The following is a 26,850-nucleotide window of genomic DNA, read 5'->3' as shown; positions in this document are numbered from 1 at the left end:
ATTTAGAGAATAATAGTGAAGTTAGCCAAACTTTATGATAGATTAAAAGTAAATTGTCATGAGTTTCCTGTCCGCTTTTTTGTAATGAGTGTGAAATTTAAAAGGATGCCGGGAAAAGCAGAAAAAAGTTATTGTGAAAAGTTTTGTTAATAATTCATTAAATGGTTAATTTAATAGAAATTTTCAATTATGAAATCTAATCGCCTATTTATTTTCCTTGTTCTTTTGCTAACAACGATAAGTACTCCTCTGTTCAGTCAACAAAATTTTAACTTTTCATTTGATCAACCGATTACTAATCCCTGGTTCAAGATCGGTGACACGACAGCGTTTAAGAGTGGTATAGATCGCGATACGTATTATAGTGCAAAAGGCGCACTCCGGATTGAAAGTACAAAAGGGAACAGCGCTTTCGGAGGAATTATGATGTGGTTGCCTTCAAATTTAAAGGGTGATTCCATTGAAGTGTCTGCGATGATCAAGCGCGAGAATGTTATCGCGGGATCTTATGTGTCGATGATGTTGCGGATAGATCCCAAAGTCTTTTTCGACAATATGGCCAATCGCCAAATTAACGGAACAAAAAACTGGGAAAGTATTAAGGTGAAGGCCAAATTGTTGCCGGATCAGACCGAAGGGATATCCATTGCATTTTTTCTTTCTGGAGAAGGCAAGATGTGGGTTGATGATGTACTCATTACTGTAGATGGTAAAGATATTACCAGGGAAGCCGGACTATTTGTGCCATTCGCAAAAGGAATCAGTGAACCTGTAAGTTCGGGAATAGCTGATTTTAATAGTACTCCAGAGCTTGATCAACGCTTAGTGGATTTGGGAAGAATATGGGGTTTTCTGAAATATAGACATCCGGCTGTAGCCCAAGGAAAATATGATTGGGATCAGCAGGCATTTAAGTCCATTCACGCTATTATTATGGCAAAGGATAATAAATCTGTGGAGGCACATTATATCGCATTGTTGGATAGTTTAGGTACCACGGCCAATTATGCCAAGCCGCAGCTTGAGAACGTTGTCCACGAAGTTGATTATAGCTGGATTGACGGTCTCCCTTTTAACGATGATATCAAGAATAAATTAAAAAGCATTCGCTACAGTAATTTTGATCAACATCATTATTTTGGTTTTGCTGAAGATGTCGGCAATGTTCTTTTCAAGAATGAAAAAAAATATGAAAATGTATTTTCTGCAGATGCGGGATTCCGCTTATTGGCGCTCTTTCGCTTTTGGAATATGATCGAATATTTTTCCCCCTATAAACATCTGACGGATCCGAAATGGGATGTGGTTTTAAAGACCGCTGTGCCAGAAATGATTCTTAGTCGGGATGACATTTCTTATGGTCTTTCTCTTCTCAAGATGGTATCCCGCGTTAAAGATGCGCATACCGGACTCTGGAGCATGCCCAAGGGGCTGATAAATTTTTATGGCAAGTACCGCATGCCTGTAGAGATCCGAATGATTGAAGGACAAGCCGTGATAACTAAAGTTTTTGATAGTGGAAAGACCGGAGCTAAACTTAGGATAGGGGATGTTATCCGCAGTAAGGAACATAAAAAGATCGAAGAAATTAGAGATTCGCTTTGGGCTTACATAAGTACACCGAATGAAGCTGTTGCCAACCGTGATCTGGCGAGACGGCTTGTGACAAGCAATCGCGAGATTGTACGCTGTGAACTAATGCGCGATGGCCAACCGATTACAGTAGATATTGCTGCGGTGCCTTCTATGCAAATTAAACCTGCGCCAAAGGATACCGTTGCCTTTAAAATGCTGGATAATAATATCCTGTATATCAATCACAGTTTGCTTCGGGGTAAAATGATCACAGAAAATATGGCAAATTGGAGTAAGGTAAAAGGCATCTTGATTGATGATCGCAACTACCCCGGTGATTTTTTAGTATTCAAGCTTAGTCCCCTGTTGTTAACCAAGCCTACTGATTTCGTCCGTTTTTCCAGCACCAGTCTTCAATATCCCGGCACTTTTGTAATGAGCAGTCCATTACAAGTTGGGGAAAATACCAATGAATGTTATCAGGGTAAAGTGGCTATTCTCGTCAACGAAGATACACAGAGTTCTGCGGAATATCATGTGATGGCTTATCAGTCAGCTGCCAATGTTAGGGTTTTCGGATCACAGACAGCTGGTGCTGATGGAAATGTCAGTTACATTGATCTACCGGGCAATCAGCGGACAATGCTCTCAGGGTTAGGGGTATATTATCCCGATCAACGTGAAACCCAACGTGTAGGCATTAAAATTGATGAGATTGTCAAACCGAGTATCAAGGGGATTCGTGAAGGTAGGGATGAGGTAATGGAGAAAGCATTGGAGTATTTAAATAAATAAGTTTGGTCTTTATGAAGGATGGTTGTGAAAGTGGGCGGACTTAAAATCGGATGCTATAAATTGATCTATATAAAAATAATTACTAAAATATTTAGTAATTTTAATTATGTTTAGTTATCTTTGTACTATTCTATTCCAAAGTCAGCACCAATTTAAATAAGGAACTATGACAACAGATCAAACTTTAGTATCCGATATAAAAGCGATTATTTCCCAGTCCAAAGACAATGCCATTCGTGCTGTCGACCATCAGCGCACGTTGATGTACTGGCATATCGGTAAGCGTATCTTTGAAGAAGAACAGCAAGGAAAGGATAGGGCTGATTATGGAAAATATCTTACAAAGTATCTAGCAAAAGCGTTAGAACCTGAATTTGGTAGCGGATTTTCGCGAAGGCAGATTGAGTTGTTTAGACAGTTTTATCGTGTTTTTCCAATTGCGAATGCACTGCGTTCGCAATTGAGCTGGACACAATATAGGTTGTTGATGCGGCTTGACTTGGACGAACAACGAGAATTCTATATGGCTGAAACCATCAAAAATAACTGGACATCACGGCAGCTGGAAAGACAGGTTTTTAGTAATTTATATGAACGTCTGCTGCTTAGCAACGATAAGGAAAGTGTATTGGCTGTGGCAAAAAAGGAAAAGATGCCCTCCGATGCAAAAGAGATTATCAAAGATCCAATGGTACTGGAGTTTTTGGGATTAAAGCGAGAAAGTGCCTATTATGAAAAAGATCTTGAGGGTGCAATTATTACCCATCTTCAAGAGTTTTTGCTTGAGTTAGGGAATGGCTTTTCTTTTGTTGCCCGTCAAAAACGTATACATATCGAAGGCGATGAGTTCTTTGTGGATTTAGTCTTTTACAACCGATTATTGCAAAGTTTTGTGATCATTGAAATCAAGACACACAAATTAACACATCAGGACATTGGTCAGTTGCAAATGTATGTTAATTACTACGATCGTATTGAAAAGCTGCCACATGAGCATCCCACGATTGGCATCTTGCTCTGTGCGAATAAAAACGATGCGGTAGTGAAATTTACCCTTCCCGAGGGGCAAAAACAGATTGTTGCCAGTCAGTATGAGCTTTATCTACCTACGGAGCAACAGCTGCTCGATGAGCTGAACAAAGAATTGGATAGTTTTGTGAGTAAGGGCAGCGTAGAATAGATAAATTGAGTTTATTCAATGTCCATCGAAAAACAACATTATAGGTGCCTTTTATTGCTGAAAGGAATAGTAGCAGGAAGTATACTACTTTCAAATAAATTTTAAGCCATTATTTAGCAGTATAGTTAATGATAGTGACCAAGTTTATAATGGGGGCATTTAACTATAGAAAGCCTGGGCAAGTATCATCAAAAATACGTAGAGCAGTAGTCTTTTGCCTGTGGAATCTCAACCATTATTGGTTTTTTCAATTTTATTTTTCAAACATAGAATATTTTGTACATTTGTATCGAATAAAATCGAAATAGAAATGGCAGAAACTGTACAAACAAGAGCTCCAAAGACAACTGATAATAATGCGAATCAAACTCATTACTACAAAACATTGGTAGTAGCTATCGCTTTAGGTTTAATAGGCACATTTATCCGTTTTGTACCGGATGTATGTACTGCAATGGGACAACAAACATTCTTGTTCTCCGCGATAGCAAACATCTCATTGATCGTAGGTACACTTATTGCTTTTAAAACTGTTTTCGGTATTTTGGGATTTGGAAAAAACCGTGACTAATTAAGGGTCATTTAAGATATTGGAAGCCTCAGTTTTTACTGGGGCTTTTTTATGCGCTGATATTTTGTTCTAATAAGTGATTACTAGGCGCAAAAGTATATTCAGTTGAGTAAGATGTTCTCTAGACAAAAAGCTTTTTTAAAAAGTCTTGAATATAGGAGAAAGATGAGGAGACCGTGTTGGTACTATAGCATTGCCTAGTATAAAGCGACTAAAAAAGGCATCACTTAAATGTGATGCCTTTTCGCTATAAATGCTATATAGATTATGCGAATAATGACCAAGTGCCCCAAGGAATACGAGCAAGCATTAAAATTAAACCGATGATATAGAAAATCACAACAGTTTGATTTGCTTTTCTTGAGTTTTCCATCTTTTTAGCTTTTGAGTAACCAATGGTGATCAATACAATGGCGATGATCATCGTTAAAGGGTGCTCAATGATTTTTAAACGTAATGTTGGATCTTTCATCACGCTGCCTGAGATCATCGATGGATACTTCAAATAAAAGTATAAGATCAATCCCACTAATAATTGGATATGCGATACGATAAAACCTAATAAGGCAATTTTGCGGTTGTAAGGTTTGTTGCCTAAGTAGTTCATTAAGGTGATCACAATAGATATCACCAGGGCCAGCAATAAGACAATTGCTATTGTCGAGTGTAAGTGTAACATAAAAGCTCTCTTTAATTGTTTCCTAAGTTAGCAAAGATAAAAATATAATGAATGTATTTGTTAAAAATCATTGTTCTAGCGGAAATACCTCTGCAATTGGATTGAATAAGTACATACGTTTGCTCGATAGCTCCATACATTTATAGCGTTTCCGTATTTTTTCGATGCGCTGAAACGACCGCCCATTCTTTAATTTAAAAAAATGTCCGTCTTCCAATGCTTCTATTGTAAGCGCATTGCTTTTTGTCTTGTCATAAGCTTTCAATGTACGAAATAGGTGAAGATCTGTGCAGCTCGAGGCGGCAGGATTTTCCATATAGCTATGTATTGCACTACTGATATCGCCTGGGAAGATATTGAGTTTTAAAAAAGGATCCATTAATTCCTTAAAATGTTTTTTCCATTCGCTACCATGGGGTCTTACCCGGTGTTGATGCTTATTCCAGGTCTGAAGATGTGCAAATTCGTGTATAGTCGTAATCAGGAAAGAATAAGGATTCAGATCGTGATTCACCGAGATGCGGTGCGGACTGCCTCTAAATGGCGCACGGTAATCTCCCAGTTTGCTGCTTCTGGAACGGGAAATCTTAAATAAGCATGCGGTATGATTTATCCAATTGGATATAATCGGGGCGGCTTCTTCAGGCATGTATTTTTTGAGGGTAGCACTGTAATCTTGCATGCTGTAAAAATAGTGATTTATTCATGTTCGCATCATAACCGGAAGACATTATTTTGTCACCGCCAAACACGATATTGTCAAAAGATGCAGATCGTCTGTGTACGGCCCTACAACTTGATCTGCTCCGGCTGAATCTTCATTAGATCGTATCAGAAGGATGGATTTGAATAGTCTTTACAAATGATAGTACTATAAATCATTTATAAAATCGCTATGTTTTAGCTATAAAAATTAGTTATTTATTTGGAATTTTGATATTATTTTTAGTATTTAGTGCTCTTGAATAGCGTGGACAATATAATATCCAAAACCGATATTATATTTTTTTGGAACAAAAACATTGAAATCGGTAGAGTTTTAGGTAAATTACCTACTAAAGAAAGGATTATAAAAAATACAATACAATCCGATTGAGGAACGGTTTTTTCCTCTCAACTGTAAAATAGACCTTCAAGAATATGCTAGATACCTTACATATTAAGAATTATGCCCTGATCAATGTGTTGGAAATCCAATTTGACAAAGGGTTGAATATGATTACTGGGGAGACTGGAGCGGGTAAATCCATTATCATGGGGGCACTTTCCCTGATTTTGGGCAACAGGGCAGAGGGAAAGCATTTTTTTGACCCATCAAAAAAATGTGTGATTGAGGGGGAATTTAACATTGGTGCTTATCAATTAAATGGCTTCTTTGAGCAAAATGACCTCGATTATGCGGATCATACCATTATTAGAAGGGAAATAACACCAGATGGTAAATCCCGCGCTTTTGTTAATGATTCGCCGGTTACATTGGCGATATTAAAGCAATTGGGCGAACAGTTGATCGATGTGCATTCACAACACGCGACTTTGCAGGTCAATACGGAGGAGTTTCAGTTTTTGGTTGTTGACAGCATAGCGGGCTCATTTGCATTGAAACAAAGCTATAAAGAAAGTTATACAGCCTATAAAAAGGCTAAGCGGGAGCTGGAAGAATTAAAAGAGGCGGTAAAGAAGGCTGCAATGGAATTGGATTATTTTCAGTTTCAGTTTGACGAACTGGATGGAGCAAAACTGGTTGCCGAAGAACAGGCGGTACTCGAGCAACAGCAGCGTCAGCTGGAAAATGCAGAGGATATCAAACGCGCTCTAAATACGGCTTCGCATTTGTTGGAAAATGAGGATACGGCGATATTGACCCGATTAAAAGATACAATGACACAGGTGGAAGGAATCTCTTCATTTCTACCGGAGGCCGCTGATCTTTCTGCGCGATTGAAAAGCACCTTGATTGAGTTGAAAGATGTTGCCGCAGAATTGGCCTCACTCGAAGAAGATACGCAATTGGATGAAGGGACCTTATTGGAGGTGAATGAACGATTGAGCTTACTTTATTCACTACAGAAAAAGCATCATGTTGATTCTGTTGAGGAGCTTATTCAACTCAGAGATGACCTGGAGGCAAAACTGCTGGCCATTAATTCTTCTGATGAACAATTGGAGCGGTTGGAAGCAGAGGTTGTAGCGAAGTTAGCGCTTGCACTGCGGAATGCGAAGGAACTGTCGGCGGCGCGCAAATTAGTACTGGATAGGATTGCTAAGGATGTGCAAAATACCTTGTCGAATGTTGGCATGCCAAATGCAGTGCTTCAGATCGTATTAGAGCCATTAAAAGAGGGGGAGATGCGTGAATCTGGAATAGATACAATTCAGTTTCTATTTTCAGCTAATAAAGGGCAGGATCTGCAGTCCATTCATCGGGTAGCCTCGGGAGGCGAGCTTTCCCGTGTGATGCTGGCGATAAAGTCGTTGGTTGCTAAAACTTCGGCTTTGCCGACGATTGTTTTTGATGAGATCGATACCGGAATTTCGGGAGAGGTGGCTTTACGTGTAGGTGAAGTCATGGAAAATCTTGTCGAAAATATGCAGGTGATCGCTATTTCCCATTTACCGCAGATAGCCTCAAAAGGTGCAGCACACTTCAAGGTATATAAAGAAGATCAAGCCAATCGTACCATATCAAATATTGTTCGGTTAGACCAAGCCGGTAGGGTAAAAGAGATCGCACAGATGCTGAGTGGAGCAAATCCGACAGATGCCGCGGTAGAGCATGCCGAGCTGTTGTTAAAGGGTGAGTAGTCGGATAGTTTTATTAGTGTTAAATTTATTATGTGGATATTTTCTTAGTTTTTTGATTGGTTGTATACTTTTATAGTTGGTATTTGAAAATGAGTAGTTATAAAAAAAAATAGGTTTTTCTAAGGTTTTTATAGAATCTAAAGAATATAGATGAATTTAATACCAATTTCCTTCGAGATTGCTTTTACATTGTTTAGTCTGGTGTAACTAATATCTCCATTACTGTAGTACAATTTATCTAAACCATTTCCAATATTAACATATCTAGTGTAAGCGATAAATGGAGCAATGTGTATTTGTTTTCTCCATTTGTAACTGATACCATATTGACCGTAAATTCTACAAGTTGTCGCTGTATGCTCAAAGCTTTTGGGATGAGAAAAATCTGTTCGTAAATTCCAATCTGCAGTCGCAGTATATTTATTTAGCGAATAAATATTAGATACATCTAATTCAAAATCTGAATTTAAATTTACTTTTGCTGTAATTCCGAGTCCCCCTCCGATAAATTTCGGCTGATAACTACTATGAAGGTGTTTCTCAGAAGCTAAGAGAAAATATATGTTTTTTTCATAAATTGCATTGGCACATATATCTAACTCTCCCCAATGTTTATGTATAATATAACCGAAATTTAGATTGTAAGATTTGGAATTTCCCTTATCACTATTATATTTTTGATTTTCTGTGATAGCGTTTTTGTTGTCCTCTGAATAATCTATATCACTAACTGTTCCCTTAACGGTTTTTGAAAAATTATAGGCGAAATCAACTGAAAATTTATTTTTGAATTTTATTCCGATCTGTGTCGTTATTCCGATTTGTATAATATCTTTCCAAGATAATTCTGATAAAACATTTGGGTTTTCTCCCGCTGAATTACCTGCAATATCCCAAGAGAAACTATTCTGAACAATTTTAGGTTGAATGGAATAGTTCCATTCAACCTGGCTGTAAGCAATTTTCCAAAACGATAAGACAAAAGTTAGCAAATAAATTTTTAGCATTACATTCTGAAAAAAATAATTTTTAGAAAGATTTACTAATTAAAGATGATCCAGTGCTTGCTATTTGTTTCACATTTTGAATGTTAAAACCATATCTTGCTATATCGTTTTTTGCGATAGGATAAAATATATCAGATCTAGTTTCTGTAGCATTGGCTTGTGTTTTAGTATATTGCGAATATCTAACAAAGTATTGATTAGTAGAAGTCAATAGTACTAAGTCTACACTCCAATCTTTTCTGGATGGACTAGTTGGAGTATATGCTTTCATAGTAGCTAGAACACCACTTTGCTCTAAGTTCGTTCTTAAATTAGCGAATGCATTTTTACCTTGAGTTCTAGTAAATAGCTCATCATATGCTCGTATTGAATTGTCATTTTTCTCATAGCAATCAACGTTTCTATCTCCGAATAAATTGGTTTTGGGGAATAATTGTTGAACTGGTATTGAAGTATTATCTCTGGCTCCATTAACTACATTTGTGAAAGATACGATTTTGAAGCCATCGGGCATATTCATCAATAAATAATCATATTGAATCTCTGTTTCGTCTAATCTTGAATTTCGTTTGTAATAAACTAGGTCTCCTACATTTTGATAATCTAACACTTTCTTTAATTTGTTTAAATTTTTCAAAAAATATTCTTTTACGACTACGGCCTTATGTCCAGGAATCAGTTCATAGATAGGCAAAAGGCCATCTTTACCAATATCAATTAAATGAGAATTGTCTAGAGTTACACTGTTTTGCCATTTTGTTAGATCTAATTCTTTGTTTTGTATATTGCCAGGAGTTAAGTTCGTTGTTCCCGCAATATTAATAGAGGGATCACCTCCAATAGCGGAATAAACTAAACTTTGATTTTTATTTTCACGTAATTCATTTTCATCGATATTAATTCCTCCGCTGGCAGACATTCCTAATCCGAATACCTTAAAGGTTCCAGCCTTGGCTCCAATATCTACTTTGTTTCTCTTGTCGGTACTATTAATCTCAGATCGATAAGTTACATTTATTTTCCCCCCTAATGTTATATCCGTAAGGACATGTGTTCCATAATGTTTAATAATTTCTTGAGGAGTCATAATTTCGCAATCTTCAACAAAATTTGAGGAAAGATATCTTTTCTTTATATCTTCAGGTAGCATATTTATAGTCAGTTTTTTTCTGATAATGAGTTTATCAACAGACGCATAAGAGTATTTTGTGTCAGTAGAATCATAATTCAAAAACTTACTTCTTAATGTTGAAGAGAATAATAGGAGCCTTGTGTCAATATTTATATTCTTTAAGATATTCGAAATATACGTCCTAGAATCTTCTGCAGAATTTTCAGAAAAATCTTGACGACTTATTTCTCCTGCTTCAATCCTGTCGCGATTTTCAGATCTAATTTTTTTTACATCAACAACCATTCCTTTGCCAGACATTTCGTCAGCATAATTTCCTGTAGCGTCATAGCCATATCCTAAAAGATCTAGATCTTTATCTCCTGCGGACCTTTGGCTAGTATTTAGGCCATTCGTTAAATGTTCTTTTTTACAAGAATTGAAAATAGTTAATAAAGTCAGTGATAGAATAATGATTTTTTGTTTCATAATTAATATGTTAATTTTCTCTGCAAATGTAGTATTTGTGTTTTTGTAAGGCAAATTATGTTTTGTAAAAAAAATATATTTTATGTGTTAAGCATTGGTGGTGCTGTTAATTTATCAGTATATTGTTTTATTGTTCTGGTTGTGAATGTTAATAAAATATTAATTTTTAAAGAATAGTATCGTAAAAATTATTAAAGGAAAGTTTGATTTGGGTAAGTAGCGTTTGTTGTCGTTCTTGCCATAGAGATCGTTTTTTGAAGGGAAATATTTTTTAATTGAATGGTTCGTGTAATTTCTCCCTTTCGGAAGATATCGAATAATTGGTTGGGGCTGAAGTCAATAGATATAGTCTAAGTACGTCATATGGAAAATAGTATTTTTAGATCAATCCGGAAGGGTAAAAGAGATCGCACAGATGTTAAGTGGGGCAAACCAGACAGATGCTGCGGTAGAGCATGCTGAGTTGTTGTTGAAAAGGGGGGGGGGAAATCATGAAACCTCCTAATAAAATACCAAAGCCTCAGCGTAGTTCTGAGGCTTTGGTATTTTATTATTGACCGCCGTTGTTTCCGTCGGTTAAAGTGACTTTCGCTCGGAATGGAGGCGGAGGGGTTACTGTTCCCGTGCCGAGATAATCAGCGTAGATATTTAAATCCCCATCAATTTTTCCATCATAAAAAGAATACTCTACCCTAAAATTATAAGGACCAGATGTCGTAGGAATATTGTTTCCATTAAGGTTGATATAGAAATCGGGGTTACTATTAAAAGCAATAGCAACAGCGACTTGTCCATACTCAAAATATTTAGAATCAATTTCATTGAAGGGAACCGAGATCACAAAAGTTCTGGGATTTCCTTCAGTTTTCCATTGATAAGTCGCGCCAGGTACATCAAATTTGTAGGTTGTGCCTGGCAGGGAATTAGTAATATACTCCTTCTTACAAGAAGAGAATGAAACCAAAGTTGCGGTTCCAAGTAAAGCTGCGAATAAAAGTCTTTTCATATCGTATGTGTTATTTGTGACATTTTTATTATAGGACGATAAAATTCTGCGAAAGTTTAACATCAACCTTCTTTATAACAAAAAATGCACCATAATGGTGCATTTTCTTGAAATTATTTTCAGACAGCAGGTTATTATTTCTCCGCTGTATCTTTTGAAGACTTCGGATCTGAGCTAGAAACCTCAATATCTTTGGTTTCAGGATTGATACTCACCGTTAAAACTGAACCTGTCTGTACATTGCCTTTAAGGATTTCTTCTGCAATTGGATCTTCCAGATATTTTTGGATTGCCCGTTTTAGAGGACGTGCACCAAAATTACTGTCATAGCCTTTATCTGCAATGAAATCTTTTGCCTCTTCGGTCAGGTTAATTGTATAACCTAAATCTGCGATTCGTTTGAACAATGACTTCAGTTCAATATCAATGATCTTGAAGATATTTTCTTTTGTCAACGAATTGAAAACAATGACATCGTCAATACGGTTCAAAAACTCAGGAGCAAAAGCTCTTTTTAATGCAGTTTCAATTACTCCACGTGAATGGGCGTCTGATTGTTGCGATTTTGCTGCTGTGGTGAACCCCACACCCTGACCAAATTCTTTCAATTGGCGTGCTCCAATGTTAGAAGTCATGATGACAATCGTGTTACGGAAGTCTACCTTACGTCCCAAACTATCGGTCAGCTGACCTTCATCTAATACTTGCAGTAATAAGTTGAATACATCCGGATGTGCCTTCTCAATCTCATCCAAAAGTACCACCGCATAAGGTTTACGACGTACTTTCTCGGTCAATTGCCCACCTTCTTCATAACCAACATATCCCGGAGGCGCTCCAACTAGACGTGACACGGCAAATTTCTCCATATACTCACTCATGTCAATTTGGATCAACGCGTCTTCGGTGTCAAACATAAATCGAGCTAACTCTTTTGCCAATTCTGTTTTACCAACACCTGTAGGTCCTAAGAAGATAAAGGAGCCAATGGGTTTTTTAGGATCTTTCAATCCAGCACGTGTCCGTTGGATGGCTTTAACCAATTTACCAACAGCATCGTCCTGACCGATGATTCTTCCCTTCATCAACTCACCCATATTCAACAGCTTTTGGCTATCGGATTGGCTGACGCGTTGCACTGGGATACCAGTCATCATGGCCACAACTTCCGCTACATTCTCTTCGGAAACAGTGTATCGCTTAGATTTGGTTTCTTCCTCCCACGCAATCTTCTCTTTCTCTAACTCATCAATAAGCTTTTTCTCTGTATCACGTAGTTTTGCAGCCTCCTCGTATTTTTGACTACGAACAACTTTATTTTTCTCCAATTTGACTTCCTCGATTTTATTCTCGATGTCGATAATGGATTGCGGAACATGGATATTGTTCAAGTGCACACGTGAGCCCGCTTCGTCCAATGCATCAATAGCTTTATCCGGTAAGAAACGATCCGTGATATAGCGTGTTGTCAATGATACACAGGCTTCAATCGCTTCTGCTGTATAGGTCACATTGTGGTGATCCTCATATTTCTCCTTGATACGATTCAAGATCTCTACGGTTTCATCATGTGTAGCCGGTTCGATGGTTACACGTTGGAAACGACGGTCTAATGCACCATCTTTCTCAATATATTGACGGTATTCGTCCAGTGTTGTTGCACCGATACATTGTATTTCCCCTCTTGCCAAGGCTGGTTTGAACATATTGGAAGCATCCAAAGAACCTGAAGCACCACCAGCGCCAACAATGGTATGGATTTCGTCGATAAACAAAATCACATCCGGTGATTTTTCCAGTTCATTCATGACTGCTTTCATGCGCTCCTCAAACTGACCACGATATTTTGTGCCCGCAACCAAAGACGCTAGATCCAAGGTTACCACACGTTTGTTGAACAAGACACGTGATACCTTGCGTTGCACAATACGTAAGGCCAATCCTTCTGCTATTGCCGATTTACCTACTCCGGGTTCACCGATCAATAACGGGTTATTCTTTTTACGACGTGATAAGATCTGTGATACACGTTCGATTTCTTTCTCACGACCTACAATGGGATCCAATCGACCTTCTTCAGCAGCTTTAGTCAGATCCCGACCAAAGTTGTCCAATACCGGCGTTTTAGATTTGATATCCGACACTTTTTTAGGTTGGATATATTGATCATCTTCGGCAAAATCATCATCACCAGTTGGTGAGCCAGGGGCTTCATCCTTGATAGTGGTTCTATTTTGCTCAACTTCAGATTTGAAGATGTCATAGGTCACGTTATATTGCTGTAAAATCTGCGAAGCGATATTATCTTCATCCCGTAAGATAGCCAATAATAGGTGCTCGGTTCCAATTATATCTGATTTGAAAATCTTAGCTTCCAAATAAGTGATTTTCAGAACTTTTTCAGCTTGTTTAGTTAATGGCATGTTGCCAATAGGTGCACGTGATACAGATGCCCCCTTCACTGCGTCTTCCACAGATTGACGTAGGGCAGTTGTGTCAATGCCTATGTTTTTAAGGATTTTGATCGCCATTCCATCGCCCTCACGAATCAAGCCGAGCAACAAATGCTCTGTGCCTATATAATCGTGACGCAATCTCAAAGCTTCCTCTCTACTGTACGATATGACATCCTTTACGCGCGGTGAAAATTTTGCTTCCATTGAATACCTTTCTGTTTTATATTAAGGATATATAAATGTAGTAAATTCTACATTTCAAACCTTAAAATTATTTTAAATAATGTCATCAACAATTAAGCCATGACCAGTATACGTCCAAAATGTCAGTATAAAAGTTTACATTTGTATGTTAATATAACAAGAGTTTTCCAATTTTTTTAAATTTTATGTCAGACGAGAAGATTATTTTTTCGATGGCGGGAGTTAACAAAATCTATCCGCCTCAAAAACAAGTTCTAAAAAATATTTATTTATCTTTTTTCTACGGTGCCAAGATCGGTGTGATCGGTCTGAACGGATCCGGAAAATCTTCATTATTGAAAATTATCGCGGGTTTGGACAAATCCTATCAGGGCGAAGTTGTATTTTCTCCGGGTTATTCTGTGGGATATTTAGCGCAGGAACCCCAATTGGATCTCGAAAAGACCGTTCTTGAAGTTGTGCAGGAAGGTGTTGCTGAAATTACGGCGATATTAAAAGAATACGAAGAAATCAATGAGAAATTCGGCTTGCCTGAAGTCTACGAAAATCCGGATGAAATGGATAAGTTGTTGGCAAGGCAAGGTGAACTACAAGATAAAATTGACGCAACAAATGCCTGGGAAATTGATTCCAAACTGGAAAGAGCCATGGACGCTTTACGCTGTCCAGAACCGGATGCCAAAATTGCCAATTTGTCAGGTGGTGAGCGCCGACGTGTAGCATTATGTCGCTTATTATTACAGGAACCTGATGTATTATTACTTGATGAACCGACCAACCACTTGGATGCGGAATCTATTGACTGGTTGGAGCAGCACTTGAAACAATATAAAGGAACTGTTATCGCCGTTACCCACGACCGTTACTTCCTGGATAATGTCGCTGGCTGGATTTTAGAACTGGATCGTGGCGAAGGTATTCCGTGGAAAGGAAATTATTCTTCCTGGTTGGATCAAAAAGCAAAACGTTTGGCACAGGAAGAAAAGCAGGAAACCAAACGTCAAAAAACATTGGAGCGCGAGTTGGAGTGGGTGCGTATGGCTCCCAAAGCCCGTCATGCCAAATCCAAGGCCCGTCTTCATAACTATGAAAAATTAGCTTCGGAAGAGACCAAAGAACGGGAAGAAAAATTGGAACTGTTTATTCCGCCGGGACCACGTCTGGGCAACTCAGTGATTGAGGCGACCAATATTTCCAAAGCTTATGGTGACCGTATCTTATTTGAGAATTTAAGTTTCATGTTGCCACCTGCGGGTATTGTGGGAATCATCGGGCCAAATGGTGCTGGTAAAACGACTTTATTCCGCCTGATCACAGGGCAGGAAATGCCTGATACCGGTTCGTTTAAAGTAGGAGAGACCGTCAAATTGGGCTATGTCGATCAGATGCACCATGACCTGGATCCTGAAAAATCCGTTTGGGAAAATATCACCGGTGGTAATGATAATATGATCTTAGGCAATCGTTCCGTAAACTCCAGAGCTTATGTCTCCAAATTCAACTTTAACGGTGCTGATCAGCAAAAGAAAGTCGGTGTACTTTCTGGTGGAGAGCGTAATCGCGTCCATCTGGCAATCACCTTGAAAGAGGGATCGAATGTATTGCTACTCGATGAGCCGACCAATGATATTGACGTAAATACTTTACGTGCGTTAGAGGAAGGCCTGGAGAACTTCGGAGGTTGTGCTGTGGTGATTTCTCACGATAGATGGTTTTTGGATCGTATCTGTACCCATATTCTCGCTTTTGAAGGCGATTCTCAGGTGTATTTCTTCGAGGGTAACTATACGGAATACGAGGAGAACCGTAAAAAACGTTTGGGTGATGTAACTCCACATCGTATTAAATACAAAAAATTGGTGAAATAGCGATGATCATGGAAGGCGGAAGACTTTTAGCAGCCATAATAGACCATGCAATTGATGGGATTATTACCATTGACAACAGGGGGAATGTGGAAAGCATTAACCCTGCTGCCTTAGAATTGTTTGGGTATAACGCTGAAGAAGTTATCGGGCATAATGTTTCGATGTTAATGCCTGAACCTGATCGGGGTAATCACGATAATTATATCCATAATTATCAAACGACTGGCCATAAAAAAATTATTGGGATCGGCCGGGAGGTGATGGGACTGAAGAAGAACGGGAAAACTTTTCCCTTTAGGTTGGCAGTCAGTGAAGTATGGCTGAAAGACAAAAATATTTTTACTGGTTTTATCCACGATCTTTCGCGTGAAAAAGCTGCCGAAGACATGCTCAAACAGCATGCTGCCGAACTGGAACATAAAGTCAGTGAACGGACACGTGATCTGATAGCGATGGTTTCGGAACTGGAAAAAGCAAAAGCAGAAGTTTCTAAATCGCTAGAGAAAGAAATTGAACTTAACCAGCTTAAATCACGTTTTGTCTCTATGGCGTCACATGAGTTCCGCACTCCGTTGAGTTCTGTTCAATTGTCGGCTTCGTTGATTGAAAAATATGCGGACCGTCCTGATGACAAAGCCAGCATTATTAAACATACCAATAAGATTAAAGGGGCTGTGCAACTCCTGACTAGTATATTGAATGATTTTCTCTCGTTAGAAAAATTAGAAGCAGGTATTGTGGTCATGAATAAGCAGTATATCAATCTAGTTGAACTGGCAGAGGAAATTACCGAGGAAATGCAATTGATATGTAAGAAAAATCAGCATATTGTCTATCAGCATACAGGTGAGATAGGACATTTTTCATTAGATCAGAACCTATTGAAAAATGCGTTGGTGAACTTGATCTCCAATGCTATCAAATATTCAGGCGAAGATACTTTAATTGAATTTACGACCTGCATTGACGGGAATGGTTGTTCAATTTCTGTCAAGGATAACGGTATTGGTATTCCCGAAGAGGATCAGGTGCATTTGTTTGAGCCTTTTTTCAGAGCGCATAACACGGGGAATATTCCGGGTACCGGACTGGGTCTGAATATTGTGAAAAGATACATTGAACTTATGCAGGGTAAAATGGAATTTGTGTCGGAGGTACATAAAGGAACTTCATTTAAGGTCAGTTTTGAGTAGGGGTAAGCTTCAGCTCGCCAGTAGAGAAAATCTGTTCGAACAACCTATGATAAAGGCAAGGCACTAGAGAAGTTATTGAAGATAAACAGGAATGAATAATTATGTTAGGAATGAAAAATAAAAAAACAATTCTAATCATTGAAGATAATATTGACATTAGAGAGGGGACAACAGAAATTTTGGAGTTGACCGGACGGTATGATGTTATAGTGGCGGAGAATGGCCGGATGGGCGTTGATTTGGCCACACGACATATTCCTGATCTGATCTTATGTGATATCATGATGCCTGAATTGGATGGTTATGGAGTGCTGTTTATGCTGAGCAAAATAGAAAGTACTTCAAAGATTCCTTTTATTTTTCTGACCGCCAAAGCCGAACGTGCAGATATGCGTAAAGCAATGGAGATGGGTGCCGATGATTACCTGACCAAACCCTTTGATGACGTGGAACTGATGAATGCGATTGAGGTTCGCCTGAAAAAGCATGAGCAGTTATCTGCCGATGCAGCTCAAGATTATGACTTAAACTTAAGCGAAGAAGAGCAAGTCCTATTGTTACAGGAGTTGTTGGCCAATTCACGGGTGAAAACGTTAAAAAAGAAACAGTCAATCTTTGAAAAGGACGATTCACCTACGTATGTCTATTATGTCAAATCAGGGCAGATCCGAAGCTTTAAATCCTATAAAGACGGACGTGAATTATCTACAGGGATTTTTATAGAAGGAAATTATTTTGGCTACGCTTCTGTGTTGTTAAATGAAAACTACGAAGATTATGCCGAAGCGGTGGAAGCCAGTGAAGTCGTTTTAGTTCCTAAAGATGCCTTTTTGGAACTCCTATGGAAAAAGCCTGCCATAGCAAGTAAATTTATTAAATTGCTTTCTGAGGACCTGCGCGAAAAAGAAGAGCAATTGTTGGGATTTGCTTACCATTCTGTACGTAAACGTGTGGCCAATGCATTGCTCAGTGTCGCCGAAAAAAGTGGTATTAATATCAATGAAGTCAATACATGTTCGATCGACATCACAAGAGATGGAATTGCTTCCATTGCCGGTACAGCAAATGAAACAGTTTCACGTATGCTTTCCGACTTTAAAGAAGAGAAGCTGATCTCGAAGGAAAAGGGGAAGATTTACATCAATTCCATCAAAAATCTACGGGATGTGAAACAGTAACAGGATAAACCAAATAGTCTATAGGCTTTACGTCTGTAATGCTTTGTATCCATACACAATGGGGCCTGTCCGGGTAATCGGGCAGGCCCCATTTTTTATAATTGTGATAAATATCATTTTCAAATATGGTTTTGTATCATGTTTTTGGGCAACGCTATGATTTACTTTTGTTTTTAGGATAAACTTATACAGGTGATTGTAGGATTCAAAAATGAAAGTAGTTGTATATAATGTGAGGTCATTTGAAAAGGAGTTTTGGGCATTGGCCAATGCCAAGCAGCATGATCTGACTTTGATTTCAAACGGATTAAATGCCGAAACGCAAAATTATGCGCGCGGAAAGGATGCGGTTGTCATCTCCAGAGGAGATATTCTGGATGATAAAATGCTACTTAATTTGAAGGAACTGGGGATCAATAAAATTATGACTAGAAGTAAAGAAACATCCCATATTGATCTGGTTAAAGCGGGAGATCTGAGCATTCAAATTGCGAATGCACCATTTGAAGATCAAAGTCCAAAAGGACTGGCAGAGCAGACCGTTCGAAACCTCAATCTCTGGGGGATGGGAAAATGTGTTGGTAATGCATGCTGTTGTTTAAACGACTGTGCAAAAAAATAATGTTCAATGAGTATACAAGATAGCACAATGGAGAAATTGGTGCAAAAATATAATGTTGCCGCACCACGTTACACCAGTTATCCAACAGTTCCATTTTGGGACGAAAAAACATTTTCCCCGGATGCTTGGATTGATCAGGTGTACAATACTTTTATTCAGTCAAAAGATAAAGGGCTGAGCCTGTATATACACCTCCCTTTTTGTGAAAGTCTATGTACCTACTGTGGCTGTAATACCCGTATCACAAAAAATCATCAGGTGGAACGACCCTATATCGACGCTTTACTGAAAGAGTGGGGAATGTATCGGGCCGTTTTCAAAGGCGAGAGACCCGTTGTATCAGAAATACACCTCGGCGGTGGTACACCAACATTTTTTCAACCCGAGAACCTGAAATTATTGATAGAGGGGATTCTTGAGCATGTCGATATGGCAGCAGATCGTTCTTTTTCATTTGAGGCACATCCTGCCAATACCACAACCGAACACCTACAGGTTCTTTTCGATCTGGGATTTCGTCGTCTCAGCTTAGGAATACAGGATTTTGATCCCTTGGTCCAGTTTATGATCAATAGACAGCAGACTTTCGAAGAGGTAGAACAGGTCATGTACAACGCTAGAATGATCGGTTTTGATTCCATTAATTTTGATTTGATCTATGGATTACCCAAGCAGACCCAAGCATCTGTACAGGATACCATTGAAAAATCCATGCTGCTCAAGCCAGATCGGATATCTTTTTATAGCTATGCCCATGTCCCTTGGTTAAAACCCGGGCAGCGGCATTACACGGAGGCGGATCTGCCGAAAGGTTCCGCCAAACTAGCACTTTATAATCTTGGGAAAAAGCTGATCCTGGCACAAGGCTACGCAGATATTGGAATGGACCATTTTGCGAAAAAAGAGGATGAACTTTATTTGGCTTTCCAAGAGGGAAGGTTACATCGAAATTTTATGGGTTATGCCGACCGGTTTACTCCGCTGCTAATTGGTATCGGTGTGTCTTCAATCAGCGACGCATGGGGCGGTTTCGCACAAAATGTGAAAACAGTAGAAGAATATCATAAGCTGATCGCATCTGGAGTATTGCCTGTTATGAAAGGACATATACTCAATAGGGAAGATTTGGTCATCAGACGTTATATCCTCGATATGATGTGTAAAGGCGAAGTGCGGTTGGATCCAACTGCATATCTAAATGAAGAAATTAAGGAAGAACTGGTTTCCATGATCCAAGATGGTTTAGTCCGCATAGAGGACGACCTGGTTCGATGCACTGTTATTGGACGCTCATTTCTACGAAATATCTGTATGGCTTTTGATCAGCGTTTTCTCAAGCTGCGTACAGAAAAGCAAATATTTAGTGAAGCAATTTAAATTGGGAATATGGCGGTAACAAAGGAAGAGGTACAACAAATTGAGAAATGCTTCCACTGTGGAGACAAAATCGAAGAAACGGGCTTTCATCTCGATGACCATGATTTTTGCTGCCTCGGATGCCAAACGGTCTACCAGGTTTTGCAGCATGGAGGAATGCAACAATACTACCGTTATAATCAGCATCCCGGAAAGTCCAATAAAGAAAAGCAAGCGGATTTTTCATATCTTGATGAACCACAAATTGCAGCGAAATTAGTCGATTTTAAGGATGATAAGATGACTATCATCACTTTCTATATCCCTGCTATCCATTGTAGCTCTTGTATTTGGCTGTTGGAAAATCTCTATAAATTAAACCCAAACGTGCTACAGTCCCGCGTGGACTTTATGAAAAAACAGGCTAGTATCACTTTTAATCATACTTTACTTCCGCTCAAAGATTTGGTATATCTATTAGCTAATATAGGTTATGATCCAAAGATTACGCTGCAGGATGTCGTTAAAGAAGGGAATAAGAATAATCTGAATCCTTTGGTTGCCAAGATTGCAGTTGCAGGATTCTGTTTCGGAAATTCGATGTTATTTAGTTTTCCGGACTACTTTGGTATGGGAGCATTTGAAAAGGCCTATGCGAGTTTTTTTGGGTATATCAATTTAGCTTTTGGGCTTCCAGTTTTGTTGTATTGTGCTTCAGATTACTTCAAATCCGCTTATGTCAGTTTGAAACAAAAAAGATTAAACCTTGATGTTCCTTTAGCCTTAGGCATATTGGTCCTGTTTTTACGTTCGGCATACGAAGTAATAACGCAGACTGGCGCTGGTTTTACAGATACTTTATGTAGTCTGGTATTCTTTATTCTGATCGGAAAATGGGTGCAGCAACGGACCTATTACCATATTTCTTTCGAACGGGATTATCGGAGTTATTTCCCCGTTGCTGTTACTGTGCTTACAGAAGTGGGGGACAAACCTGTGCAACTGGCCGATATTCATATCGGAGACCGTATCCTTGTGCGCAACAACGAGATTATCCCGGCAGACGCCATATTATTAAAAGGCGATGCGGCAATCGACTTTAGTTTTGTCACCGGCGAATCAAGTCCGGTCAGTAAAACCCTGGGCGAGATTATCTATGCTGGCGGCCGTCAGACAGGAGAGGCAATTGAATTGGAGGTGGTAAAGCCAATATCACAATCCTATCTGACCAAATTATGGAACAATGAAAACTATAAAGATTACGATAAGCACTTTCAGACTTTTGTGAACTTTATAAGTAAATATTTTACTGTTGTTTTATTGGCAATCGCTTTTTTAGCAGCCCTATATTGGGCTGTAGATGGAAGTGCCAATAGGGCTTGGGGAGCTTTTACGGCAGTGCTGATTATCGCATGTCCTTGCGCATTGGCGTTGAGCTCTCCATTTACCCTTTCTGCGGCATTAAGTATTTTTGATCGAAACAAATTCTATGTTAAAAATACCGCTGCAATCGAGCAGATGGCAACAATAGATACACTTGTTTTCGACAAAACAGGGACTATTTCTTCACCTAAAGCAACTTCCATTTATTTCGAGGGGACACTTACCATAAATGAACGAAAGCTGGTCAATGCGGTATGTCGAAATTCTAGTCATCCATTGAGTCGAGAGATTGTGAAATGGTTGGATGTGAACTCAGATATCCCCGTACGAAATTTTAAAGAATTTCCGGGAAAAGGGATGGAAGCAGTCATTGAAGGGCTGGTCGTCAAAGTCGGTAGCGCCAGTTTTTTGAATATAGGAAATATCAAGACTGACGGGTCTGTCGTATTCATACGTATCGACGATGAGCTGAAAGGATATTTTACGATGGAACAGGCGTGGAGAGCCGGACTGTCGGCTTTGATCGAAGATTTCAAACCTAACTACGACCTGCATCTGATATCGGGAGATAATGACCGACGCCTGGATGCATTAAAATTGATCTTCCCTTCGAAAGCATGCTTGATGTTTAACCAATCTCCAATGGAAAAACTTGAATGTATTCAACAATTTCAGCAGGTGGGAAAACATGTCTGTATGATCGGGGACGGATTGAATGACGCCGGTGCCTTGCGTAAAGCGGACCTGGGAATCGCTGTCAGTGATGATATCAATAATTTTTCACCAGGATGTGATGCTATTTTAGACGGCGAGTCATTTTCAAAGTTATCGGATTTCTTCGCTTTCAGCAAAGATGCTGTAAAGGTAATCCATATGAGCTTTGGCATATCATTGCTCTATAATATAATCGGATTGAGTTTTGCCATTCAGGGAATTATGTCCCCTTTATTTGCCGCAATCCTGATGCCGATAAGTACAGTCACAATTATCTCATTTACCAGCTTAATGACAAGATGGTATGCAAAACGTCATAAACTATAGTTGTTATGGAAATCATGTATATTCTAATCGGTTGTAGTGTCTTATTAGCTTTGGTATTTTTATGTGCTTTCTTTTGGGCGAATAAGTCAGGACAGCATGATGATACCTATACTCCCTCAGTGAGGATTCTGTTTGATGATGACCCAACGGAAGAAGTTGAAAAATAAATTGTAATAACTAAAACGTTATCGTAATTAAATCAATTACTTTTTTTTGTAATTAAGGTTATTATCAATAAAATTGGGGATAAATACCAATTTGAAATAGAAATACATGAGTAATAATCCATTTTCATTAAAAGATAAGGTCATCGTTATTACGGGTGGTACAGGAATCCTGGGTGAGGCTTTTGTGGAGGCGCTAGCTGAAGCAGGGGCAAAAGTTGCCATTCTAGGACGTAACGGGCAGATCGGGGCGGAACGTGTGCAGCAGGTGGAATCCCTTGGCGGGCAGGCCATGTTTGTCGAAGTAGATATCATGGACGAACAGGATGTCAGCAGAGCGAAGGATGAAATCCTTACTAAATGGGGCCGAATTGATGGTCTGGTGAATGCTGTTGGCGGAAATATTCCGGGTGCGACAATAGGAGCTGATCAGGATCTTTTTGCAAGTAATATCCAGGATACCATTAAAGCGATCGAGTTAAACCTTTATGGAACAATTATCCCAACACATATTATTGGTCGCGTAATCGCAGAAAGCGGAAAAGGCGTCATTGTAAATATCTCCTCTTTGACCGCAAGGCAGCCTTTTACACGCGTATTAGGATATACTGTAGCCAAGCACGGTATTGATGGTTATACAAAATGGATGGCAACCGAACTTGCCCAACGTTACGGTGATCAGGTTCGCGTCAATGCTATCGCTCCAGGTGTCTTTCTGACCAAACAGAACAAAAACCTATTGATCAATCCTGACGGTAGTTATAGCGAACGTACCAAGCGTATACTGAGCGGAACACCCTATAACCGATTAGGTGATCCACGGGAACTGAAAGGAACTTTAATCTATCTATTGAGTGATGCTTCTGCCTTTGTAACTGGTGAAACAGTCTTTGTAGATGGCGGTTTTAATGCATGGAGCGGTGTATAACGAAACTTTGAGATGAATAAATTAGAACAAACATGGCGTTGGTATGGACCCAACGATCCGGTATCCCTACAGGATGTTAAACAGGCTGGAGCAACCGGTATCGTCACAGCATTACATCATATTCCTCATGGCGAGGTGTGGCCTCTCGCTGATATTCAGGAGCGAAAACGTATTATCGAAGATGCGGGTCTGGTTTGGTCGGTGGTAGAAAGCGTGACGGTTCATGAAGAAATTAAGACCAAAGGGCCTCGGGTTGATGAGTACATTGCTAAGTATAACCAGACACTCGCTAATCTTGCGGAATGCGGCATTAAAACCGTCTGTTACAATTTTATGCCCGTACTGGATTGGACCAGAACGCAGCTGGACCTAGTGATGGCAGATGGTTCAAAGGCACTCTATTTTGACTGGATTGATCTCGCGCTTTTTGATATCTTTATTTTAAAACGGGAATCTGCTGAAAAAGACTACTCGGAAAGTATTGTCAAAAGAGCAACGGAACGTTTTGCTGAGATTTCTGAACAACAGAAAGATAGTTTGGCTAATGTTGTCCTTATGGGAATTCCAGGAGAAAAAAATGTGGAACTGGATGCCTTAAAAGCCAGTATAGATACCTATAAACATATCGGAAGAGAGGGCTTACGTAAAAATCTTGTCTACTTTTTAAATGGAATTGCTGCGGTATGTGAGACAAATGGTATCAAGATGACGATTCACCCGGACGATCCGCCATACCCGATTTTAGGATTGCCGCGTATTGCGAGCAATGGTGAAGATCTCAACTATATATTGAACGAAGTTCCTCAGCAATTCAATGGTATTTGTTTTTGTACAGGCTCTTTAGGAGCTAGTCAGACTAACGATTTGCCTGAGATATTGGAACAAATTAAAGGTCGGGTGAACTTTGTTCATTTACGGAATGTAAAGAAAGATGTCCTAGGTAGTTTCTATGAGGCAGACCATTTGGATGGCGATGTGAACATGTATAAAATTATGCAAATTTTAGTCGCGGAGAACCAGTTGCGATCTATTGCTATCCCTTTCAGGCCGGATCACGGGCACCAGATGCTGGACGACCTTAACAAAGTGACAAACCCCGGTTACTCTGCTATTGGTAGATTAAGAGGTTTAGCTGAATTACGAGGTTTGGAATATGGAATTGTTGGCGAATAACCTTTGATAATAATCATTTGGTTACTTTGGCTGACGAGCAGCTTATCCATATAAAAACACAGTCAGGAGATAATTATATCAGCGATATCTCCTGACTGTGTTTTTTGATTTTCGCTGGTAGGAAAGCAGGATTACAGTGAAGATTTTCTTACGACAAGCTGCGTTGGCAGTTCTATGGTTTCAAATTCGTGAATCGGTCTTGTCTGATTGATCGTATCAATCAGCTTTTTTGTTGCTATTTCGCCGATTTCCGTGGCAGGTTGCACAACAGTTGACAGGGCAGGATTTAATGAAGCCGCAATTTGTGTGTTGGAAAATCCAATGACAGCGACTTCCGTCGGGACTTTAATCTGAAGTTCTGCCAATATGCCCAGTGTCCTTGTTGTGATGACATCCGTTGCACCGAAAATTGCATCGATGTTTTTGTTCTCAATATATTCTTTGACTATAATTTCTTTAATAGTATTGTCTAAATCAACTGTGCTGTTAAAGCTACATTCAATATAATGATTTTCATTAAAAGGTAAGCCTGCATCAGCGAGGGCTGCTTTAAAACCATTTAAACGTTCTTCGGCAACACCTAAATTTTTTCCTGTGATATGTAATATATGCTGTTTCCCTTGTTGGATAAGGTGTTGGGTTGCATTGTATGCTCCTTGAAAATTATTGACACCAACTTTGAATGTATCCAATTTGTGATTGATGCGGTCAAAGATGACAACCGGTATCTTAGCTTTAATAAGGTCTCTAAGTTCTTCAATATTTGATCCTGAAGATACCGGGGCAATCATTAATCCATCTATACCACGCATTCTTAATACATCTATACAATTCTTTTCTACGCGTTCATCTTCTCTACTTTGCATAAAGATAACATCGTAGATGGTTTGCTGTGAAGCGATCTGAATTCCATCTAGAATTTGTGACACGAACGTATTGGAGATATTGGAAACAATGACTCCAATCGTATTTGACTTCCCGATTTTTAAACTCCGTGCCAACTTATTGGGATGGAAATTGTGCTTTTTAGCATATTCCTGAACCAATTTTTTCGTTGCTTCACTGATTTCGTAGCTGTCTGATAAGGCTTTGGAAACGGTGGAAACAGAAATATTAAGTTCTAAGGCTATATCTTTCAGGGTAGTTCTGCTCATCACTTTTGAAGTTGTTATAAAGAAGATAAATCTACATAAAAAAAAAGACAAACCCGCTATTTTTGATATTTATCGAAGGTTTGTGTTGTAACAATATATTATCATATTATCCAGCTTAGTATTTAAGATTTGCACAAGTTTTTGAACGCTTTTACTTTACAAAAACCGAGTTTCCAGGCAGTGAGCCCAAAGGTTGACCTTTTTCCCTTTTTTCAACTTCGCTTTCTGTTGCCGTGCATCCTGAATCGGAGGGAGGTACCAGCTATCGAGCTGCCCCATCTGGCCGGACCCAAAAAGTCAAATCCCGTTGCCCCGCTGTTAAGCTATCCGCTTTTGACCATTATATCATCTGCTTATACGAAACTTAACCAATAACTTAGTAATAGTTTAGATTTAAGTTAGTATTTAGTTAGGTATTCATTAGCTTTTACCTAAGCTATACCTAAACTAAACCTAAACAAACCCTAACTAAACCCTAACCAAACAGTTAATCTGTACACACGCTGACCCGGCCTATTGGTACCTGTTTTCTGCCGAGCTTATGTATACTCCTGGGCTTTCCCCCTTTATCTATTGTTTGATACCCCAACCCGTCGCCCGAATACCTGTTGTATACTCCTACGTAACCGGCCTTTTTTGGCCTTACCGCACACCCTTTGCCGCCACCGTGCCCCGCCGGAGCCCACCGGACCCCGTGCGGGATCCCGTTTCACAAAAAAAATCCCCCAAGGGTACAGCCAGTTAGCGGAAAAATAAAAGAAATAAGAACAAAAGGCTTGGAAGTGATTATAAAAACTTCCTATCTTTGCACCACTCCGCAAGGGAGGGACGGTTGCCGCCAGAGCAGGCAACCATGAAAAAAAGAAGGGTTTAGGTGAGCCGGGCAGGATTTAAAATCCCGTTCAGCTTATT

The 26,850-nt window shown here is 39.3% G+C and carries 20 protein-coding genes; 13 read left to right on the top strand and 7 right to left on the bottom strand.

The window, feature by feature from the left end; all coding sequences use genetic code 11:
• Positions 1–189: 189 nt before the first annotated feature.
• The 3 genes from ABDW32_RS14985 (at position 190) to ABDW32_RS14975 (ending at position 4,121) form a co-directional block, all read left to right on the top strand.
• Complete coding sequence (locus ABDW32_RS14985; protein ID WP_343563758.1) at positions 190–2,370, top strand: S41 family peptidase; 2,181 nt, start codon at positions 190–192, stop codon at positions 2,368–2,370.
• A 166-nt stretch (positions 2,371–2,536) separates the two neighbouring features.
• On the top strand, positions 2,537–3,550 hold the full coding sequence (locus ABDW32_RS14980; RefSeq protein ID WP_343563756.1) for a PDDEXK nuclease domain-containing protein: 1,014 nt from the start codon (positions 2,537–2,539) through the stop codon (positions 3,548–3,550).
• Between the two features lie 310 nt (positions 3,551–3,860).
• Positions 3,861–4,121: a hypothetical protein gene (locus ABDW32_RS14975; protein WP_343563754.1), complete on the top strand. Its 261-nt coding sequence runs from the start codon at positions 3,861–3,863 to the stop codon at positions 4,119–4,121.
• A gap of 265 nt (positions 4,122–4,386) precedes the next feature.
• Here the strand turns inward: ABDW32_RS14975 and ABDW32_RS14970 are convergent, their stop codons facing one another.
• Both ABDW32_RS14970 and ABDW32_RS14965 read right to left on the bottom strand, forming a co-directional pair.
• Complete coding sequence (locus ABDW32_RS14970; protein ID WP_121127400.1) at positions 4,387–4,800, bottom strand: hypothetical protein; 414 nt, start codon at positions 4,798–4,800, stop codon at positions 4,387–4,389.
• A gap of 67 nt (positions 4,801–4,867) precedes the next feature.
• On the bottom strand, positions 4,868–5,482 hold the full coding sequence (locus ABDW32_RS14965; RefSeq protein WP_343563749.1) for a SprT-like domain-containing protein: 615 nt from the start codon (positions 5,480–5,482) through the stop codon (positions 4,868–4,870).
• A gap of 458 nt (positions 5,483–5,940) precedes the next feature.
• Between ABDW32_RS14965 and recN the strand changes: the two genes are divergently transcribed.
• On the top strand, positions 5,941–7,605 hold the full coding sequence (gene recN / locus ABDW32_RS14960) for a DNA repair protein RecN (protein WP_343563747.1): 1,665 nt from the start codon (positions 5,941–5,943) through the stop codon (positions 7,603–7,605).
• A 137-nt stretch (positions 7,606–7,742) separates the two neighbouring features.
• On the opposite strand, the gene ABDW32_RS14955 is transcribed toward recN, so the two are convergent.
• From ABDW32_RS14955 to ABDW32_RS14940, 4 genes are all read right to left on the bottom strand, one after another.
• A complete protein-coding gene (locus ABDW32_RS14955) occupies positions 7,743–8,612 on the bottom strand; it encodes a hypothetical protein (protein WP_343563745.1) in 870 nt (289 codons plus the stop codon).
• A gap of 22 nt (positions 8,613–8,634) precedes the next feature.
• Complete coding sequence (locus ABDW32_RS14950; RefSeq protein ID WP_343563743.1) at positions 8,635–10,212, bottom strand: MAC/perforin domain-containing protein; 1,578 nt, start codon at positions 10,210–10,212, stop codon at positions 8,635–8,637.
• Positions 10,213–10,762: 550 nt separating this feature from the next.
• The gene (locus ABDW32_RS14945) at positions 10,763–11,218 is read right to left on the bottom strand and encodes a hypothetical protein (protein ID WP_343563741.1); all 456 of its coding nucleotides are present in this window, start codon (positions 11,216–11,218) and stop codon (positions 10,763–10,765) included.
• A gap of 134 nt (positions 11,219–11,352) precedes the next feature.
• Positions 11,353–13,878 (bottom strand): ATP-dependent Clp protease ATP-binding subunit, encoded by a 2,526-nt coding sequence (locus ABDW32_RS14940; protein WP_343563739.1) that lies wholly within the window; start codon positions 13,876–13,878, stop codon positions 11,353–11,355.
• A gap of 185 nt (positions 13,879–14,063) precedes the next feature.
• Here ABDW32_RS14940 and ettA point away from each other — a divergent pair, with 185 nt between their 5' ends.
• The 9 genes from ettA (at position 14,064) to uxuA (ending at position 24,784) form a co-directional block, all read left to right on the top strand.
• Entirely contained in the window at positions 14,064–15,746 is a 1,683-nt protein-coding gene (ettA, locus tag ABDW32_RS14935) for an energy-dependent translational throttle protein EttA (protein ID WP_343563737.1), read from the top strand.
• Positions 15,747–15,754: 8 nt separating this feature from the next.
• Entirely contained in the window at positions 15,755–16,939 is a 1,185-nt protein-coding gene (locus ABDW32_RS14930) for a PAS domain-containing sensor histidine kinase (protein ID WP_343563735.1), read from the top strand.
• Between the two features lie 110 nt (positions 16,940–17,049).
• The gene (locus tag ABDW32_RS14925; protein WP_343563733.1) at positions 17,050–18,117 is read left to right on the top strand and encodes a response regulator; all 1,068 of its coding nucleotides are present in this window, start codon (positions 17,050–17,052) and stop codon (positions 18,115–18,117) included.
• Between the two features lie 211 nt (positions 18,118–18,328).
• Positions 18,329–18,739, top strand: a complete 411-nt coding sequence (locus ABDW32_RS14920) for a lactate dehydrogenase (RefSeq protein ID WP_343563731.1) — start codon at positions 18,329–18,331, stop codon at positions 18,737–18,739.
• Positions 18,740–18,745: 6 nt separating this feature from the next.
• A complete protein-coding gene (gene hemN, locus ABDW32_RS14915) occupies positions 18,746–20,116 on the top strand; it encodes an oxygen-independent coproporphyrinogen III oxidase (RefSeq protein WP_343563729.1) in 1,371 nt (456 codons plus the stop codon).
• 9 nt (positions 20,117–20,125) lie between these two features.
• Positions 20,126–22,519: a heavy metal translocating P-type ATPase metal-binding domain-containing protein gene (locus tag ABDW32_RS14910; protein WP_343563727.1), complete on the top strand. Its 2,394-nt coding sequence runs from the start codon at positions 20,126–20,128 to the stop codon at positions 22,517–22,519.
• 5 nt (positions 22,520–22,524) lie between these two features.
• Positions 22,525–22,686 carry a cbb3-type cytochrome oxidase assembly protein CcoS gene (gene ccoS / locus ABDW32_RS14905; protein ID WP_077438320.1) on the top strand — a complete coding sequence of 54 codons (162 nt, stop codon included), beginning with the start codon at positions 22,525–22,527 and terminating at the stop codon, positions 22,684–22,686.
• A 106-nt stretch (positions 22,687–22,792) separates the two neighbouring features.
• Complete coding sequence (locus ABDW32_RS14900; protein WP_343563723.1) at positions 22,793–23,611, top strand: SDR family oxidoreductase; 819 nt, start codon at positions 22,793–22,795, stop codon at positions 23,609–23,611.
• 12 nt (positions 23,612–23,623) lie between these two features.
• Positions 23,624–24,784 (top strand): mannonate dehydratase, encoded by a 1,161-nt coding sequence (gene uxuA / locus ABDW32_RS14895; RefSeq protein ID WP_343563721.1) that lies wholly within the window; start codon positions 23,624–23,626, stop codon positions 24,782–24,784.
• Between the two features lie 131 nt (positions 24,785–24,915).
• Here uxuA and ABDW32_RS14890 read toward each other — a convergent pair whose 3' ends face one another.
• Positions 24,916–25,938 (bottom strand): LacI family DNA-binding transcriptional regulator, encoded by a 1,023-nt coding sequence (locus ABDW32_RS14890; protein WP_343563719.1) that lies wholly within the window; start codon positions 25,936–25,938, stop codon positions 24,916–24,918.
• Positions 25,939–26,850: the final 912 nt, after the last annotated feature.

It is taken from the genome of Sphingobacterium sp., from assembly GCF_039596235.1.
In the GTDB taxonomy this organism is placed as follows: domain Bacteria; phylum Bacteroidota; class Bacteroidia; order Sphingobacteriales; family Sphingobacteriaceae; genus Sphingobacterium.
Note: the sequence above shows the minus strand (reverse complement) of the source record. Positions and strands in the feature narration are given on the sequence as shown.

Excerpts from the sequence above, each read along its gene's own strand:
- ABDW32_RS14985 (WP_343563758.1), top strand. The coding sequence starts at position 190 with ATGAAATCTAATCGCCTATTTATTTTCCTTGTTCTTTTGCTAACAACG.
- ABDW32_RS14980 (WP_343563756.1), top strand. The coding sequence starts at position 2,537 with ATGACAACAGATCAAACTTTAGTATCCGATATAAAAGCGATTATTTCC.
- ABDW32_RS14975 (WP_343563754.1), top strand. The coding sequence starts at position 3,861 with ATGGCAGAAACTGTACAAACAAGAGCTCCAAAGACAACTGATAATAAT.
- ABDW32_RS14970 (WP_121127400.1), bottom strand. The coding sequence starts at position 4,800 with ATGTTACACTTACACTCGACAATAGCAATTGTCTTATTGCTGGCCCTG.
- ABDW32_RS14965 (WP_343563749.1), bottom strand. The coding sequence starts at position 5,482 with ATGCAAGATTACAGTGCTACCCTCAAAAAATACATGCCTGAAGAAGCC.
- recN (WP_343563747.1), top strand. The coding sequence starts at position 5,941 with ATGCTAGATACCTTACATATTAAGAATTATGCCCTGATCAATGTGTTG.
- ABDW32_RS14955 (WP_343563745.1), bottom strand. The coding sequence starts at position 8,612 with ATGCTAAAAATTTATTTGCTAACTTTTGTCTTATCGTTTTGGAAAATT.
- ABDW32_RS14950 (WP_343563743.1), bottom strand. The coding sequence starts at position 10,212 with ATGAAACAAAAAATCATTATTCTATCACTGACTTTATTAACTATTTTC.
- ABDW32_RS14945 (WP_343563741.1), bottom strand. The coding sequence starts at position 11,218 with ATGAAAAGACTTTTATTCGCAGCTTTACTTGGAACCGCAACTTTGGTT.
- ABDW32_RS14940 (WP_343563739.1), bottom strand. The coding sequence starts at position 13,878 with ATGGAAGCAAAATTTTCACCGCGCGTAAAGGATGTCATATCGTACAGT.
- ettA (WP_343563737.1), top strand. The coding sequence starts at position 14,064 with ATGTCAGACGAGAAGATTATTTTTTCGATGGCGGGAGTTAACAAAATC.
- ABDW32_RS14930 (WP_343563735.1), top strand. The coding sequence starts at position 15,755 with ATGGAAGGCGGAAGACTTTTAGCAGCCATAATAGACCATGCAATTGAT.
- ABDW32_RS14925 (WP_343563733.1), top strand. The coding sequence starts at position 17,050 with ATGAAAAATAAAAAAACAATTCTAATCATTGAAGATAATATTGACATT.
- ABDW32_RS14920 (WP_343563731.1), top strand. The coding sequence starts at position 18,329 with ATGAAAGTAGTTGTATATAATGTGAGGTCATTTGAAAAGGAGTTTTGG.
- hemN (WP_343563729.1), top strand. The coding sequence starts at position 18,746 with ATGAGTATACAAGATAGCACAATGGAGAAATTGGTGCAAAAATATAAT.
- ABDW32_RS14910 (WP_343563727.1), top strand. The coding sequence starts at position 20,126 with ATGGCGGTAACAAAGGAAGAGGTACAACAAATTGAGAAATGCTTCCAC.
- ccoS (WP_077438320.1), top strand. The coding sequence starts at position 22,525 with ATGGAAATCATGTATATTCTAATCGGTTGTAGTGTCTTATTAGCTTTG.
- ABDW32_RS14900 (WP_343563723.1), top strand. The coding sequence starts at position 22,793 with ATGAGTAATAATCCATTTTCATTAAAAGATAAGGTCATCGTTATTACG.
- uxuA (WP_343563721.1), top strand. The coding sequence starts at position 23,624 with ATGAATAAATTAGAACAAACATGGCGTTGGTATGGACCCAACGATCCG.
- ABDW32_RS14890 (WP_343563719.1), bottom strand. The coding sequence starts at position 25,938 with ATGAGCAGAACTACCCTGAAAGATATAGCCTTAGAACTTAATATTTCT.